15 protein-coding genes are annotated in these 14,314 nt (G+C 57.1%); 4 read left to right on the forward strand and 11 right to left on the reverse strand.

The window, feature by feature from the left end:
- Positions 1-121 precede the first annotated feature (121 nt).
- From AAF463_RS14180 to AAF463_RS14210, 7 genes are all read right to left on the reverse strand, one after another.
- Positions 122-1,105 (reverse strand): ABC transporter ATP-binding protein, encoded by a 984-nt coding sequence (locus AAF463_RS14180; protein WP_192233045.1) that lies wholly within the window; start codon positions 1,103-1,105, stop codon positions 122-124.
- Positions 1,102-1,914 (reverse strand): ABC transporter permease, encoded by an 813-nt coding sequence (locus tag AAF463_RS14185; protein ID WP_101763519.1) that lies wholly within the window; start codon positions 1,912-1,914, stop codon positions 1,102-1,104. The genes AAF463_RS14180 and AAF463_RS14185 overlap by 4 nt, the downstream gene beginning before the upstream one ends.
- A complete protein-coding gene (locus tag AAF463_RS14190; RefSeq protein WP_350260974.1) occupies positions 1,911-2,774 on the reverse strand; it encodes an ABC transporter permease in 864 nt (287 codons plus the stop codon). The genes AAF463_RS14185 and AAF463_RS14190 overlap by 4 nt, the downstream gene beginning before the upstream one ends.
- The gene (locus tag AAF463_RS14195; RefSeq protein ID WP_350260975.1) at positions 2,774-3,787 is read right to left on the reverse strand and encodes an ABC transporter substrate-binding protein; all 1,014 of its coding nucleotides are present in this window, start codon (positions 3,785-3,787) and stop codon (positions 2,774-2,776) included. Before AAF463_RS14195 ends, AAF463_RS14190 begins: the two co-directional genes overlap by 1 nt.
- The gene (locus AAF463_RS14200) at positions 3,784-4,809 is read right to left on the reverse strand and encodes a substrate-binding domain-containing protein (protein WP_101763516.1); all 1,026 of its coding nucleotides are present in this window, start codon (positions 4,807-4,809) and stop codon (positions 3,784-3,786) included. Before AAF463_RS14200 ends, AAF463_RS14195 begins: the two co-directional genes overlap by 4 nt.
- A gap of 126 nt (positions 4,810-4,935) precedes the next feature.
- A complete protein-coding gene (locus tag AAF463_RS14205) occupies positions 4,936-5,544 on the reverse strand; it encodes a DsrE family protein (protein WP_101763515.1) in 609 nt (202 codons plus the stop codon).
- 23 nt (positions 5,545-5,567) lie between these two features.
- Complete coding sequence (locus AAF463_RS14210; RefSeq protein WP_350260976.1) at positions 5,568-6,173, reverse strand: DsrE family protein; 606 nt, start codon at positions 6,171-6,173, stop codon at positions 5,568-5,570.
- 641 nt (positions 6,174-6,814) lie between these two features.
- Here AAF463_RS14210 and AAF463_RS14215 point away from each other — a divergent pair.
- Both AAF463_RS14215 and arsC read left to right on the forward strand, forming a co-directional pair.
- Positions 6,815-8,278 carry a M48 family metallopeptidase gene (locus tag AAF463_RS14215; protein ID WP_110866485.1) on the forward strand — a complete coding sequence of 488 codons (1,464 nt, stop codon included), beginning with the start codon at positions 6,815-6,817 and terminating at the stop codon, positions 8,276-8,278.
- Between the two features lie 4 nt (positions 8,279-8,282).
- Complete coding sequence (gene arsC, locus AAF463_RS14220) at positions 8,283-8,630, forward strand: arsenate reductase (glutaredoxin) (RefSeq protein ID WP_271461306.1); 348 nt, start codon at positions 8,283-8,285, stop codon at positions 8,628-8,630.
- Here arsC and hda read toward each other — a convergent pair.
- The 3 genes from hda to upp all read right to left on the reverse strand — a co-directional run bounded on the left by hda (position 8,627) and on the right by upp (position 11,522).
- Positions 8,627-9,328 carry a DnaA inactivator Hda gene (hda, locus tag AAF463_RS14225; RefSeq protein WP_036649513.1) on the reverse strand — a complete coding sequence of 234 codons (702 nt, stop codon included), beginning with the start codon at positions 9,326-9,328 and terminating at the stop codon, positions 8,627-8,629. The genes arsC and hda overlap by 4 nt on opposite strands.
- A 93-nt stretch (positions 9,329-9,421) precedes the next feature.
- On the reverse strand, positions 9,422-10,705 hold the full coding sequence (uraA, locus tag AAF463_RS14230) for a uracil permease (protein WP_350260977.1): 1,284 nt from the start codon (positions 10,703-10,705) through the stop codon (positions 9,422-9,424).
- 190 nt (positions 10,706-10,895) lie between these two features.
- The gene (gene upp, locus AAF463_RS14235; RefSeq protein ID WP_008108331.1) at positions 10,896-11,522 is read right to left on the reverse strand and encodes a uracil phosphoribosyltransferase; all 627 of its coding nucleotides are present in this window, start codon (positions 11,520-11,522) and stop codon (positions 10,896-10,898) included.
- Between the two features lie 230 nt (positions 11,523-11,752).
- Here upp and purM point away from each other — a divergent pair, with 230 nt between their 5' ends.
- Positions 11,753-12,793, forward strand: a complete 1,041-nt coding sequence (purM, locus tag AAF463_RS14240) for a phosphoribosylformylglycinamidine cyclo-ligase (protein WP_350260978.1) — start codon at positions 11,753-11,755, stop codon at positions 12,791-12,793.
- Entirely contained in the window at positions 12,790-13,428 is a 639-nt protein-coding gene (gene purN / locus AAF463_RS14245; RefSeq protein WP_350260979.1) for a phosphoribosylglycinamide formyltransferase, read from the forward strand. Before purM ends, purN begins: the two co-directional genes overlap by 4 nt.
- Positions 13,429-13,537: 109 nt before the next feature.
- On the opposite strand, the gene pstB is transcribed toward purN, so the two are convergent.
- Positions 13,538-14,305 carry a phosphate ABC transporter ATP-binding protein PstB gene (gene pstB / locus AAF463_RS14250; RefSeq protein WP_350260980.1) on the reverse strand — a complete coding sequence of 256 codons (768 nt, stop codon included), beginning with the start codon at positions 14,303-14,305 and terminating at the stop codon, positions 13,538-13,540.
- Between the last annotated feature and the right edge of the window lie 9 nt (positions 14,306-14,314).

A 14,314-nucleotide genomic window follows, 5' to 3' on the forward strand; every position in this document is an offset into this window, starting at 1 on the left:
GTAATATTTGTCAACCACGGCTATCACAATGCTTACGGTTCGTAGCGGCGCAATTTATTGCGCGATGAATCGCGCCGCTACGAATTGTGCGGCAATCAATTCCAGCGCTGAGTCAATGACATCAAGAAAACTGCAGCGCGGCGTCCTGCGCCAGCGTCCAGCTCACCGCTTGTCCGGCATGCCAGGCTTCACGCGCGTGGCGATCCACCTGAATGGGCGTCGCCAGTCCGATGTCGATCATCAACCGCTGCGACGCGCCCAGAAAGGTGCTGGCAACAATAAAACCCTGGCGCGGATAACGCTCATCGCTGGCCAGCAGCACATCTTCCGGGCGGCAAAAGCGCTGCGGATGGCCGCGCGTATCCACATCCACGCAGTTAATCGCGCCCACAAAATCGGCGACAAATTTTGACGCCGGATGCTGATAAATTTTCTGCGGCGTATCGATCTGCACCAAACGTCCCTGCTCCATCACCGCAATACGGTCACCGAGCGCCATCGCTTCCTGCTGATCGTGCGTTACGTAAACGGCGGTGATCGCCAGCTTCTTCAGTAGCGCGCCGATCTCCAGACGCAGACGATCGCGCAGGCGCGCATCCAGCGCCGCCAGCGGCTCATCAAACAGCAGCACTTTGGGCTGCGCGGCTAACGCGCGCGCCAGCGCCACACGCTGCTTCTGGCCGCCGGAGAGTTTGTCGATGCTACGCTGCGCCAGCGCGGTGAGATCCACCAGCGCCAGCATCTCCTGTACGCGCGCTTCCCGTTCGGCACGCGCCACGCCCTGCACTTTCAGGCCGTACGCTACGTTCCCGGCCACATTGAGATTCGGGAACAGCGCGTAGTTCTGGAACACCATGCCGACGTTGCGTTTTTCAATCGGTAAAGCGGTAACGTTGCGATCGTCAAACCACACTTCGCCGCCGACATCGCAGCTCTCCAGCCCGCTGATAATGCGCAGCGTGGTGGTTTTGCCGCAGCCGGACGGCCCCAGCAGCACCAGCGTTTCGCCGGCATGCACTGTGAGATCGAGCGGTTGCAGCGCCTGATGATGATTAAAATGACGTGCGCAGCCGCGCAGCGTCACGGTAACGGCCGCAGGGTTCATGCTGCCTCCTTGTGTTGGCGCGAAACCGCGCGGTTAAGCCAGTGATTCACGGCATTGAGCATCAGCAGCAGCGGCAGAATCATCAGAATGAAAATCAGCGTGTAGGCGGAACCCACTTCCAGCCGCATTGAGGCATAGCTGTCGGCAAGGCCAACCGGCAAGGTTTTGGTCAGCGGCGTGTGCAGCATCCATGTAATGTTGAATTCCCCCACCGACAGCGTGATCACCATAAACGCGCCAGCAAGAATGCCGTTGCGGCAGTTCGGCACCACCACGGTAAAGAAGCGCTGCCACAAGCTGGCGCCGAGGCTGGCCGATGCTTCTTCCAGGCGCGGCATATCCACCGCCTGCATCACCGCCAGCACCGGCCGCATCATAAACGGCAAGGTAAACAGCACGTGACCAATCAGGATGAACAGCCAGCTATCACGCAGGCCGGAAAACTGGCCGTAGAGCAGAATGATGCCAAGCGCGGTTGCCAGACCGGGCAGCGCCACCGGCAGCATCAAGCACTCTTCAATACGCGCCGCCCAGCGGCCCGGCGCTTTCAGCAATCCCCACGCAGCGGGAACGCCAATCACCAAGGTAACCAGCAGGCAGAACAGCGCGATCAGCAGCGACAGCCAGAAAGTATCGGCGTACATCTGCCACACTTGCTCCACCCACTTCAGCGTGAAGCCGCTGCGCAGGCCGATGAAATAGTTATTGGTGACGCCCGCCAGCATTGACAGCACCACCGGCACGATCATAAACAGCGCGGTGATGGCGGTGATCAGCAGTTGCAGGCTAAACAGTCCACGACGTTTCATGATTGCGCCTCCTTAGCCTGCGCCAGACGGCGCGCCAGCATCAGTGCCAGCCAGGCGAATCCACCCATCAACACTGACAGCGCGGCGGCGGTGGCGAAGTTGGCGTAATTGGTGAACTCGCCGTAAATGGTCAGTGGTAGCACCGCCAAATCGGTGCCGAGCGTAAAGGCGGTGCCAAAAGCGCCCATGCTGGTAGCGAAGCACAGCGCGCCGGTAGAGAGCAGCGCCGGTTGCAGGCCGGGCATAATCACGTCCCAGGTGATGCGCCACTGGCTGGCACCGAGCGAACGCGCCGCTTCTTCCAGCGAGCGATCGAGTTTTTCACTGGCTGCTACCAGCGTGACGATGGCGCGCGGCAGCGAGAAATAGAGGTAACCGATAAACAGACCCGCCAGCGAATAGGCCAGCGTCCAGCGTTCATGCAGCAAACTCATGCTGATTTGCGCCAGCAATCCCTGACGTCCAGCCAGCATCACCACTAGAAAACCCACCACCACGCCGGGAAACGCCAGCGGAAAGGTCAGCAACGCCAGCAAGGTGCCGCGCCCGGCAAAGCGCTGGCGCGCCAGAAAGCAGCCGACGATAGCGGCGATGAGTAACGTCACCAGCGTCACCGCCAGCGACAGCAGCACGGTGTTCAGCAGGCTCAGCAGATAGTGCGGTTGCGTGATCACCGTCCAGTAACCGCTGTGCTGGGTGCTGCGATCGTCCTGCATGCCGATTTGCAGCAGGCGGGCAAACGGCAGCAGCCAGAAAGCGCAGAAGAACAGCAGCGCGGGCAGCGTCAGCCACAACCAGCGGCTGCCCGGTTGCGTAGGTATCTGGCGGCGCGAGGCCGCCAGCGTGTCAGCCATCGACATTAACGCATCTCGCTCAGGTATGTCGCCGAGAAGGCCTTCTGCGCATCGGCCATCTGCTGATAGTTCACGGTTTGCGCACGCGCATAATCGCTGTCTGGCAGGAAGAATTTCTTAGCGTCAGCGGACATCGCCGAGGTGCGTACCGGACGCAGGAAGGCATTCGCCCAAATCGCCTGACCTTTATCCGACAACACGTAGTCGATCACTTTCTTGCCGTTGTCTGCGTGCGGCGCGTTCTTCACCAGGCTGATGACATACGGCACCGTAACCGTGCCCTCTTTCGGGATCACAAAGGCGACATTGGCGTGATCTTTATATTTGGCGCGGTAGGCGTTGAAGTCGTAGTCGAGCAGGATCGGAATCTCACCGGAGATCAGGCGCGCGTAGGCGGTCTGCTTCGGTACGATCGGCTGGTTAGCCTGGAGTTTTTTGAACCATGTCAGCGCGGGTGTGAAGTCCTGCATGTTGCCGCCCTTCGCCTGGTTGACCGCCACGGCCGCCACGTAACCGACAAAGGCGCTAGCCGGATCGAGGTAGCCGATCATGCCTTTGTATTCAGGCTTCAGCAGATCGTCCCAGGATTGCGGCACCGGCGCGCCGCCCAGCGCATCAAGGTTAACCATAAAGCCCATGGTGCCGGAGTGCAGCGCCACCCATTTGCCGTCGGGATCTTTCATTCCCGCTGGGAGCTCGTCCCAATGCGCGGGCTTATAGGCGCTGATGACACCGGCGCTATCCGCCTGGATACCAAAACTGACGCCGTAATACACCACATCTGCCACCGGATTACCCTGCTCCGCCACTAGCTGCGCCAGCGCCTGGCCGGAGTTTTTGTTGTCCTGCGGCACCTGAATGCCAGTGTCTTTAGCAATGGCGTTAAGCTGGGTTCCCCAGTCCGCCCATTCGGGAGGACAGTTGTAGCAAATCGCCGTATCGGCGGCCTGCGCCAGCGAACTGAACAGCGAACCGGCGGTCAGTGCGAGCGCCCCGGCAATCATTGTGACTTTTTTCATGATGGTTCCCTGATATTGGCAATGGAAGAAAAAGAGGTTGCTGGCGCGGCGATACTGGCGCCGAGCCTTAATCGATGTGGCAGCACGCGCGTGCCGCGGCTGGCTTGTTGTAACAGCATGTCGATCGCACCGGCGCCGAGCATGTCAGCTGGCTGGCTTACGCTCGCCAGCGACGGCGCGATGTGCTCGCCGATATCGATGCCATCAAAACCCATCACCGACAGCTGCTGCGGAATGCGCACTCCGGCGCGCGCCGCCGCACCAATCAGGCTGATGGCGAGCAGATCGTTGGTGCAGATCACCGCGCTGAGCGGCGTGTCGCCACTCAGCTGCGGCTGCAGCAGCGCGAAATCAGATTGGGTATGGCTGGGCATTTCGAGTACCGGCAGCGCACGCAATCCGGCCTGCTGCATGGCATCGCAATAGCCCTGATAGCGCAGACGGGCGCGATCCGATTGCAGCATGGGACCGGCCACCATACCGATGTGGCGATGGCCGAGCTGCAGCAGGTGTTCGGTGGCTTGCTGCATCGCCTGGCGGTTATCGACGCAAATCGCGGGCCAGTGCGTGGCTTGCGGCACGTTATGCGTAAGGACAAACGGCATGCTGGCTTGATGCAGCGTATGCAGGATGGCGCTGTTGTCGGCGTCGGCGACGGTAAGAACCAAACCGGCAACGCGCTGGTTCAGCATGTGCTCCACCATCGCCGCTTCCCGCTCGGGCTGATAATCGCTGGTTGCCACCAGCAGACCGTAACCGGCGGCACGCGCCTGACGCTCCATCGCTTGCAGTTGACGGGCGAAAATCGGATTCAGCAGCGACGGCAGCAGCACGCCGAAGGTGGTTGAACTTTGGGTACGCAGTTGGCGAGCAATGTGATTGGGGCGAAAGCCGAGCTGCTCAGAGGCGCTCAACACCTTTTCCAGCGTGTCAGCTCGCAGCAGATGCGGATCAGAGAATGCGCGGGCGGCGGTAGCGCGAGAAACGCCAGCCAGTTTGGCCACGCTGATTAAATCGGACATGTTCGCCTCGTAAAGTGCCAATGAGATCGATCTCATTGGCGCTTAAAGTAGCGGCGAACTGTGACAGCAACATCGCGGATAAATGACAGCGGGATGACAGCAGCGCGAACTGCTGTCAGGCAGAAATCAGAGCATCAGGAAGGCGTAACCTTCGTTCTGTAGCGACGCCACGGTGGTGCCGCTCGACAGCGTGTGAGTGACGCGCGTGTCGATCCAGTTGCGCTCCAGCTGATGGAAAGCCACCGACTGATCGCAAATGGTCACCTTCACGCCAGCTTTTTTCAGCTCATCAATCAGCTTGAGATTGGGGTTATCGGTGCCATAGGTTTTGCGGAACTGCTCATTATTCAACGCCGCAGGAACCGCATCGCTGTTAATCGACACCACAAATTTCAGCTGATCGAGCGGTACGCCCGCCGCGTAATAGAGGTTGGTGACGCGTGCCACGCGCTCCAGCCCAAGGTTAGGCTGACGCACATCGCCTTCATTACGGTTGATCTGGAAGACGATTTTATTGCTCAACCCTGGCGTGGTGGCCGGATTGTAGTCCGGCACATTCACAAAGTGGATTTTGCCGTATCCTTCGATCGCCGGCGTGCTCCAGAAATCCGCCGGTTCACTTTTCTTGTCAGCAAATTTGTCGCTGACCTTGTCGACCAAATCGGGGAGCTGTAATACATTGCCGCCGACAAACCCTGCCAGAGCCGCAATAACGATATAGGATGCTGGACGCATTTCACTTCTCCTGTGCCTGAAATTTACATCTGTAAGAGTGCATAACCCTGATTTTCCAGCGTCGACACGGTGGTCGGGCTGGAGAGTGCATGAATCACCGATGGGGCAATCCACTCTCTCGGGAAGTGATGGAACGCCACCGACTGATCGCATACGGAAACCTTCACGCCCAACTTATTCAGTGCGCCGATCAGCGCCAGATTGGGGTTGTCCGCCTGGTAGAACTGCTGGAAATGTGCGTTATCCAGCATCGCTGGCGTGGCATCACCGGTGACCGATACCACAAAGTGCAGGTCGTCAGCGGGCACGCCCGAAGCGATATAGAGATTGACCACGCGCGCTACGCGTTCCAGTCCAAGATTTGGGCGCGTCATCTCCCCTTCACTGCGGGTAATTTGAAACACCACTTTGTTGCTTAAACCCACCACCGGTTTGAAAGCCGCATCCGGTTCGTAATGGATTTTGCCGTAGCCGTCGACGGCGGGCGTGCTCCAGAAGCCGTCGGGATCGGTGGGTGCAGAGGAAAAATGGCTGACAACACGCTGATACAGGTCATCACCTTTACTCACGGTGGCGCCAACAAAGCCACCGACAATTGCGATAAGGGCGTATGAAACTACAGAACGCATAAAAACTCTCCGGCTTACACTGCGCGTCAATTCACAGTCCGTTTGAATAAAGTGCCTTATCTATACCACAGCGTGAGCAAGGCAAAAGTCCTGTAGTGACGGGCTGTCCGACGTTTTCATTGCGTGAAAAATAATTAGCAAGGTTAATTGAAAAAGGGTTTCGATTGTCGCTTTGGCAGGAGTTGAGAAATGCGTGGCCGTGAAATTGTGATCCTAATACAGAGGGAATAAGTTTACGTGCGTTTAAAATCCGTCCGATGATAACTGTGTAGCATGCTCTGCGCGTCGTCTTCACGATTAAAAACACTGATGGATAAAGCGGGCCAACACCGCTGATTTGCCGCCGCTTTTCAGAGTAAACCTGGAAAAGTTCATGCCAAATTCAATAATTTTGAGCAACTTTACGTAACTTTAACTTCTGCAGATAAAGAAGCCTGTTTAAATCGCGGCGTGCTATTCAATTTTTTGCTGCAATTTCGTCATGCTGTAACCCTTTTTTCATTTAAAGCTCATGAATCTTCATCGTTTGCTTGTCGCCGCAGTCTGGTTAAGATAGAGCGCGTTCCGCAAAGGGAAAAATAGTGCAGAACATTTGAACCACTTACCTGTCCAATTTTGGGTGACTTTTACAGGATCAAGGCATGTTTAACCGGTTGAAAAAATCAGTGCTGGCGGCCCTTATTCCTACGCTGCTGCTGACGCCTGCGCTGAGTGCGCGCGCTGACGTTAGTGATACGCTGCCCGACATGGGCACCACAGCAGGTTCAACGCTTTCGATTAATCAGGAACTGCAGATGGGCGATTTCTACGTGCGCCAGCTGCGCGCCAGTGCGCCTCTGATTAACGACCCGCTGTTGAATCAATACATTAACGAGCTTGGTCAGCGACTGGTGGCGCATGCCAACTCGGTGCGGACGCCGTTCCACTTCTTTTTGATCCAGAACGACGAACTCAACGCCTTCGCCTTCTTTGGCGGCAACGTGGTGCTGCATTCATCGCTGTTCCGCTATACCGATAACGAAAGCCAGCTGGCGTCGGTGATGGCGCACGAAATCTCGCACGTCACGCAGCGCCATCTGGCGCGCGCCATGGAAGAGCAGCGACGCAATGCGCCGCTGACCTGGGTCGGCGCATTGGGATCGATTCTGCTGGCAATGGCCAGCCCGCAAGCCGGCATGGCGGCGTTGACCGGTACGCTGGCGGGTGCGCAGCAAGGCATTATCAGCTTTACCCAGGGCAACGAGCAGGAAGCTGACCGCATCGGTATTCAGGTTCTGCAACGCGCTGGATTCGATCCGCAAGCGATGCCGACTTTTCTGCAGAAGCTGGCGGATCAGAGCCGCTTCTCCTCCAAGCCGCCGGAAATTTTGCTGACGCACCCGTTACCCGACAGCCGACTTGCCGATGCGCGTAACCGCGCCAACCAGATGCGTCCGGTGGTGGTGCAGTCGTCGCAGGATTTCTACATGGCGAAAGTGCGCTCGCTCGGCATGTACGCCACTGGCCGCAATCAGCTGACCGATGACCTGCTGAACGAATACGCCAAAGGCAACGTGCGCGAGCAGCAGGCGGCACAGTACGGCAAAGCGATACAGTTCCTGCAGGCCAAAAGCTTTGATAGCGCCAAACGGGTGATCGCCCCGCTGCTGGCGAAGCAGCCGGATAACGTCTGGTTCCTTGATATCATGACCGACATCGACATCGGCCTGAATCAGCCGCAGCAGGCGATCGCCATGCTCAGCAGCGCCAAAGGCAGCAACAGCAATCCGGTGTTGCAGTTGAATCTGGCTAATGCCTATGTTGAAGCGAAGCAGCCCGCCAACGCCAGCCGCATCCTCAATCGCTACACCTTTGCCCATCCGGACGATGTTAACGCCTTTGATCTGCTGGCGCAGGCCTCTGCGGCGCAGGGTTTGCGCGATGAAGAACTTTCGGCGCGCGCGGAAGGTTTGGCACTCAACGGCCAGCTCGATCAGGCGATCTCCACCTTGAGCAGCGCCAGCGCGCAGGTGCCGCTCGGCAGCCTGAAACAAGCGCGCTATGACGCACGTATCGACCAGTTCCGTGAACTGCAGAAGCGTTTTAAGGTTTATCAAAAAGGATAAGAAGATGGTCAGCATTTATCACAACCCGCGCTGCAGCAAGAGCCGCGAAACGCTGGCGCTGTTGCAGGAGCGAGGTATCAAGCCCGATGTGGTGCTTTATCTTGAGACGCCGCCCGATGTCCCCACGCTAAAACGTCTGTTGAAACAGCTCGGCATGCACAGCGCGCGCGAACTGATGCGGCGTAAAGAGGACTTGTATCAAGAGTTGGCTTTAGCGGATAGCGCGTTAAGCGAGGCTCAGCTGCTGCAGGCGATGGTGGATCATCCGAAACTGATTGAACGCCCGATTGTGATCAAGGGCGAACAGGCGCGTATGGGTCGTCCACCCGAAGCGGTGCTGGAGATTATCTAAAGCTCCAGCGCTTCTTTAACAAAAGGAATGGTGAGTTTGCGCTGGGCGCTGATGGAGGCGCGATCGAGACGATCCAGCGTATCAAACAGCGTGCGCATCTCACGGTCGAGGCGTTTCAACAGGAAGCGCCCGACATCTTCCGGCAACTCAAAACCACGCAATCCGGCACGCAGCTGCATCGCCTGTAATTTGTCGTCATCAGAAAGCGGCTGCAAACGGTAAATCTGTCCCCAGTCGAGACGTGAAGCCAGATCCGGTAAGCCGAGATTGAGCTGGCGCGGCGGTCGATCGCCGGTAATCAGCAAACGCGTTTTACCGATTTCCAGAATACGATTGTAGAGATCAAAGATCGCCATTTCCCACTCCGGATCGCCCGCGATGCACTCGATATTATCGATGCACACCAGCGCCAGATTCTCCATGCCTTCCAGTACTTCCGGCACAAACCAGGTGCGCTTATCCAGCGGCACATAGCCCACCGCTTCGCCGCGCGCTGAGAGTTCCGCACAGGCGGCATGCAGCAGATGACTACGGCCACCGCCTTCGCGCGACCAGAAATAGAGATAGCTACCGTGTTGCTGAGAGAGTGCGCCTTGCAGCGCCGCCAGCAGAGACGTGTTTTCCCCCGGCCAGAAACTGGCGAAGGTTTCATCATCGGGTAAATAGAGTGGCAATGAGAGCTGTGCCGGCGTGTTCAGAAGTACCTCAACGGATGAGCGGGCAGAAAACCGCGCAAGTTTATCACGATCTTTGCCGGAGATGAACCGGGCTTCCCTGCCCGGCTTGCAGCCTTAACTTTCGCGCTTCTCTTCAGCGTCCAGCACCACCTCTTCCGGGCGCAACACGCTGATTAAACGGAAGATCAGCGCCAGACCCACGCCAACAATAGTCGCCAGCGCCATACCTTTCAGCTCGGCCGCGCCGATATGCACTTTGGCACCGCTCACGCCGATGATCAGGATCACCGAGGTCAGGATCAGGTTCTGCGCTTTGTTGTAATCCACTTTAGACTCGATCAGCACACGAATACCGGACGCGCCAATTACGCCGTACAGCAGCAGCGATACGCCGCCCATCACCGGCACAGGAACCGCCTGAATCGCCGCCGCCAGCTTGCCGACGCACGAAAGCAGAATGGCAAAGATCGCCGCGCCGCCAATTACCCAGGTGCTGTACACACGGGTAATCGCCATTACACCGATGTTCTCGCCGTAAGTGGTGTTCGGCGTGGAGCCGAAGAAACCGGAGATCATGGTGGATAAACCGTTAGCGAACATCGAGCGGTGCAGACCCGGATCGCGGATCAGATCTTTCTTCACGATATTCGCGGTGACCACCAAGTGACCCACGTGCTCGGCAATCACCACCAGTGCGGCTGGCAGAATGGTCAGCATCGCCACCCATTCAAAACGCGGCGTGTAGAAGGTTGGCAGCGCAAACCACGGCGCATTTTCCACCGCGGTCCAGTCGACAATGCCCATCGCGTAAGAGAGCGCATAGCCGACCAACACGCCGACTAAAATCGGGATGATGGCGAGGAAACCACGGAACAGCACCGAACCAAACACGGTGACCGCCAGCGTCACCATCGAGATGATTACGGTTTTGCTGTCTGGCGATGTGCCGTCAGCAGGCAGCAGGCCGGCCATATTCGCCGCCACGCCCGCCAGTTCCAGACCGATAACCGCGACAATCGCGCCCATCGCTGCCGGTGGGAACATCACGTCCAGCCAGCCGGTACCGGCTTTCTTGACGATCAGCGCCACAATACAAAACAGCAAACCGCAGAGAATAAAACCGCCCAGCGCCACTTCATAACCCAGCGGCAACAGCAGCAGCACCGGCGAAATAAAGGCAAAGCTCGATCCGAGATAAGCGGGGATTTTGCCTTTACAAATAAACAGATAGAGCAGCGTTCCGACGCCGTTAAACAGCAACACCGTGGCCGGGTTGATATGGAACAGAATCGGCACCAGCACGGTTGCGCCGAACATGGCGAACAGATGCTGTAAGCTGAGTGGAATGGTTTGCAACAGTGGCGGACGTTCGCCCACACCAATAGCACGACGAGTCATTATTATCCCCTATCCTCTTCGTTCTTCGAGCCATGGCTGCGTTGGCTGGTCTCGTTCACCCGAATCACTTACTTAAGTAAGCTCATCGGGATGAACTCGTTTGCCGCCTTGCCCTGGCTCGAATAACTCGAGGATGACAATGTTGTGTTTCTGCCAAAAAAAAGCCGACTCTCTGGCCGGCTGGTTTCTTTTATTTGGTTCCGAAAATCTTGTCCCCTGCATCTCCCAAGCCAGGAATGATGTAGCCCTTCTCGTTCAATCCCTGATCGATAGATGCGGTGTAGAGCTCCACATCCGGATGCGCTTTCTCCAGCGCGGCAATACCTTCAGGTGCGGCCACCAGCACCAGCACTTTAATGCTGGTACAACCGGCTTTTTTCAGCAGATCGATGGTGGCGATCATCGAACCGCCGGTTGCCAGCATCGGGTCGACCACCAGCGCCAGGCGCTCTTCGATGTTCGAAACCAGCTTCTGGAAATAAGGAACCGGCTCCAGCGTCTCTTCATCACGATACACGCCAACCACGCTGATGCGCGCGCTGGGAACGTGCTCAAGCACGCCTTCCATCATGCCAAGACCCGCACGCAGAATCGGAACCACCGTGATTTTTTTACCTTTGATCTGATCGATTTCAACCGGACCGTTCCAGCCTTCAATCGTGACGCGCTCGGTTTCCAGATCGGCGGTGGCTTCATAGGTCAGCAAGCTGCCCACTTCCGAGGCCAGCTCGCGGAAACGCTTGGTGCTGATATCATGCTCACGCATCAGGCCCAGTTTATGTTTGACCAGCGGGTGTTTGACTTCCACGATCTTCATGATTGTTCTCCCGGAATTGAGTTGAGCTAAAAAAAAATCGCCGGATTATACCGCCTTTTCGCTGCTGCGCCACTTGTCATCGGTCAATAGCCTGCGTCATCTAAGGATTGGCGAAAATCTGAGGCGATGCAAAGGCAGCATGAGATGGGACTCGCAAACGTTTGCCTGCGCTGTTAGAATTGCCGCGCTTAATTTTTGCCACCAACCGCAACTCGCGTGGGGATTCCGCAGTGACCGACAAAACCTCTCTCAGCTACAAAGACGCCGGTGTTGATATCGATGCTGGTAACGATCTGGTTGACCGTATTAAAGGCGTAGTGAAAAAAACCCGCCGCCCGGAAGTCATGGGTGGATTGGGCGGATTCGGCGCGCTCTGTGCGCTGCCGCAGAAGTACCGCGAGCCGGTGCTGGTCTCCGGAACCGATGGCGTCGGCACCAAGCTGCGTCTGGCGATGGATCTCAAACGCCACGATAGCATCGGCATTGATCTGGTCGCGATGTGTGTTAACGACCTGATTGTTCAGGGTGCTGAGCCGCTGTTCTTCCTCGATTATTACGCGACCGGCAAGCTGGATGTGGAAACCGCTTCATCGGTGATCACCGGCATCGCCGAAGGTTGCTTGCAGTCGGGTTGTGCGCTGGTCGGCGGTGAAACCGCTGAAATGCCAGGCATGTACCACGGCGAAGATTACGACGTGGCGGGTTTCTGCGTTGGCGTGGTGGAAAAATCAGAGATCATTGACGGTTCGAAAGTGCAGGACGGCGACGTGCTGATCGCGCTGGGTTCCAGCGGCCCACACTCGAACGGTTATTCACTGGTGCGCAAGATTCTTGAAGTCAGCCAGACCGATCCGGCCACCAAACAGCTGGATGGTAAATCACTGGCCGATCACCTGCTGGCGCCAACCCGCATCTATGTGAAAAACATCCTTAGCCTGATCGAACAGGTTGATGTGCATGCGATTTCGCATCTGACCGGCGGCGGCTTCTGGGAAAATATCCCGCGCGTGCTGCCAGATAACACCCAGGCGGTGCTGGAAGAGAGCAGCTGGCAGTGGCCGTCTGTGTTTAGCTGGTTGCAGCAGGCAGGCAACGTTAGCCGTCACGAAATGTACCGCACCTTTAACTGCGGCGTGGGCATGGTGATTGCGCTGAGCCCGGCAGAAGCCGATAAAGCGGTACAGCTGATGACCGACGCGGGCGAAAAAGCGTGGAAAATCGGTGTGATTAAAGCGTCTGATTCAGAAGAGCGTGTGGTTATCAATCCATGAAAAAACTGGTTGTACTGATCTCCGGCAACGGAAGCAATCTTCAGTCCATCCTCGACGCCTGCGCAAGCGGGCGTATCAACGGCAGCGTCGCTGCCGTTTTCAGTAATAAAGCCAGCGCCTATGGTTTAACGCGCGCGCGGGAAGCCAACGTCCCGTCACTTGCGTTAGCCGCCAGTGATTTTGCCGACCGCGAAGCCTTTGATCGCCAGCTGATGCAGGAGATTGATGCTTACGCGCCGGATCTGGTGGTGCTGGCCGGTTATATGCGCATCCTCAGCAGCGCTTTTGTCGCGCACTATCACGATCGTCTGGTGAATATTCATCCGTCGCTGTTGCCAAAATATCCGGGCTTACACACGCATCGTCAGGCGCTGGAAAACGGCGACGAGGAGCATGGCACCTCAGTGCATTTTGTCACTGACGAGCTGGATGGCGGACCGATTATTTTGCAGGCGCGCGTGCCGGTGTTTGCTGGCGACAGCGAAGACGAGATCAGCGCGCGCGTGCAGCATCAGGAACACGCGATCTATCCGCTGGTGATCAGCTGGTTTGTTGATGGGCGTTTGCAGATGCGTGAAGGTAAAGCATGGCTGGATGGTCAGTTATTACCGACGCAAGGCTATGCTCACGATTGAATGTTATGCATATTCCGAAGCGGCGCGATTTATCGCGCATTTCGATGGCAACATCGTGCCCATCCGGGCATTGCGCAATAAATTGCGCCGCTACAAATCGCAGACTTTTTTAACCAAATCTTCCCGTAATATAATCTTCTGTGCGCCGCGCTTTCGGTGAGGTGAAGATTCTGTCGGTTTCGTCAAACTCTACCAACTGACCGTTGTGCATAAACGCGGTGTAATCCGACACGCGTGCCGCCTGCTGCATATTGTGCGTCACCAGCACCAGCGTGAAATGCTGCTTCAGCGTGGTCATCAACTCCTCGATCACCAGCGTTGAGATCGGATCAAGTGCCGAAGTGGGCTCATCCAGCAGCAACACTTCCGGCTCGATGGCAACGGCGCGCGCAATCACCAAACGCTGCTGTTGGCCGTTAGAGAGCGTTAACGCGTTCTGCCCCAGCTGATCTTTCACTTCGCCCCACAACGCCGCCGCGCGCAGCGCACGCTCACAGGCTTCATTCAGCACGCGACGATCGCGCACGCCCTGCAAGCGCAGGCCGTATACCACGTTTTCGTAGATCGATTTAGGAAACGGATTCGGCCGCTGGAACACCATGCCAATGCGGCGACGCAGTGCGGGAAGATCCTGATTCGCCTGCATCACCGCGTAATCACCGAGCAGAATCTCACCTTCAATGCGGCAGCGATCGATCACATCATTCATGCGATTGAAACAGCGCAGCAGCGTCGATTTGCCACAGCCGGAAGGACCAATCAACGCCGTGATGCGGTTCTTCGGAATCTGCAGATCAATGTTATTCAGCGCCTGGCGTTCGCCATACCACAGCGACAGCTGATTAACGCTAAGGGCAATGTCGTAATCGGGCGTCATCAGAAACCT

Source organism: Pantoea sp. BJ2, assembly GCF_040255075.1.
Lineage (GTDB): Bacteria > Pseudomonadota > Gammaproteobacteria > Enterobacterales > Enterobacteriaceae > Pantoea > Pantoea leporis.

Bases quoted from the DNA above. Each gene is read 5' to 3' on its own strand.
- AAF463_RS14215 (WP_110866485.1), top strand. From the start codon at position 6,815: ATGTTTAACCGGTTGAAAAAATCAGTGCTGGCGGCCCTTATTCCTACG.
- arsC (WP_271461306.1), top strand. From the start codon at position 8,283: ATGGTCAGCATTTATCACAACCCGCGCTGCAGCAAGAGCCGCGAAACG.
- uraA (WP_350260977.1), bottom strand. From the start codon at position 10,705: ATGACTCGTCGTGCTATTGGTGTGGGCGAACGTCCGCCACTGTTGCAA.
- purN (WP_350260979.1), top strand. From the start codon at position 12,790: ATGAAAAAACTGGTTGTACTGATCTCCGGCAACGGAAGCAATCTTCAG.
- pstB (WP_350260980.1), bottom strand. From the start codon at position 14,305: ATGACGCCCGATTACGACATTGCCCTTAGCGTTAATCAGCTGTCGCTG.
- upp (WP_008108331.1), bottom strand. From the start codon at position 11,522: ATGAAGATCGTGGAAGTCAAACACCCGCTGGTCAAACATAAACTGGGC.
- AAF463_RS14200 (WP_101763516.1), bottom strand. From the start codon at position 4,809: ATGTCCGATTTAATCAGCGTGGCCAAACTGGCTGGCGTTTCTCGCGCT.
- AAF463_RS14180 (WP_192233045.1), bottom strand. From the start codon at position 1,105: ATGAACCCTGCGGCCGTTACCGTGACGCTGCGCGGCTGCGCACGTCAT.
- AAF463_RS14195 (WP_350260975.1), bottom strand. From the start codon at position 3,787: ATGAAAAAAGTCACAATGATTGCCGGGGCGCTCGCACTGACCGCCGGT.
- AAF463_RS14185 (WP_101763519.1), bottom strand. From the start codon at position 1,914: ATGAAACGTCGTGGACTGTTTAGCCTGCAACTGCTGATCACCGCCATC.
- AAF463_RS14190 (WP_350260974.1), bottom strand. From the start codon at position 2,774: ATGTCGATGGCTGACACGCTGGCGGCCTCGCGCCGCCAGATACCTACG.
- AAF463_RS14205 (WP_101763515.1), bottom strand. From the start codon at position 5,544: ATGCGTCCAGCATCCTATATCGTTATTGCGGCTCTGGCAGGGTTTGTC.
- AAF463_RS14210 (WP_350260976.1), bottom strand. From the start codon at position 6,173: ATGCGTTCTGTAGTTTCATACGCCCTTATCGCAATTGTCGGTGGCTTT.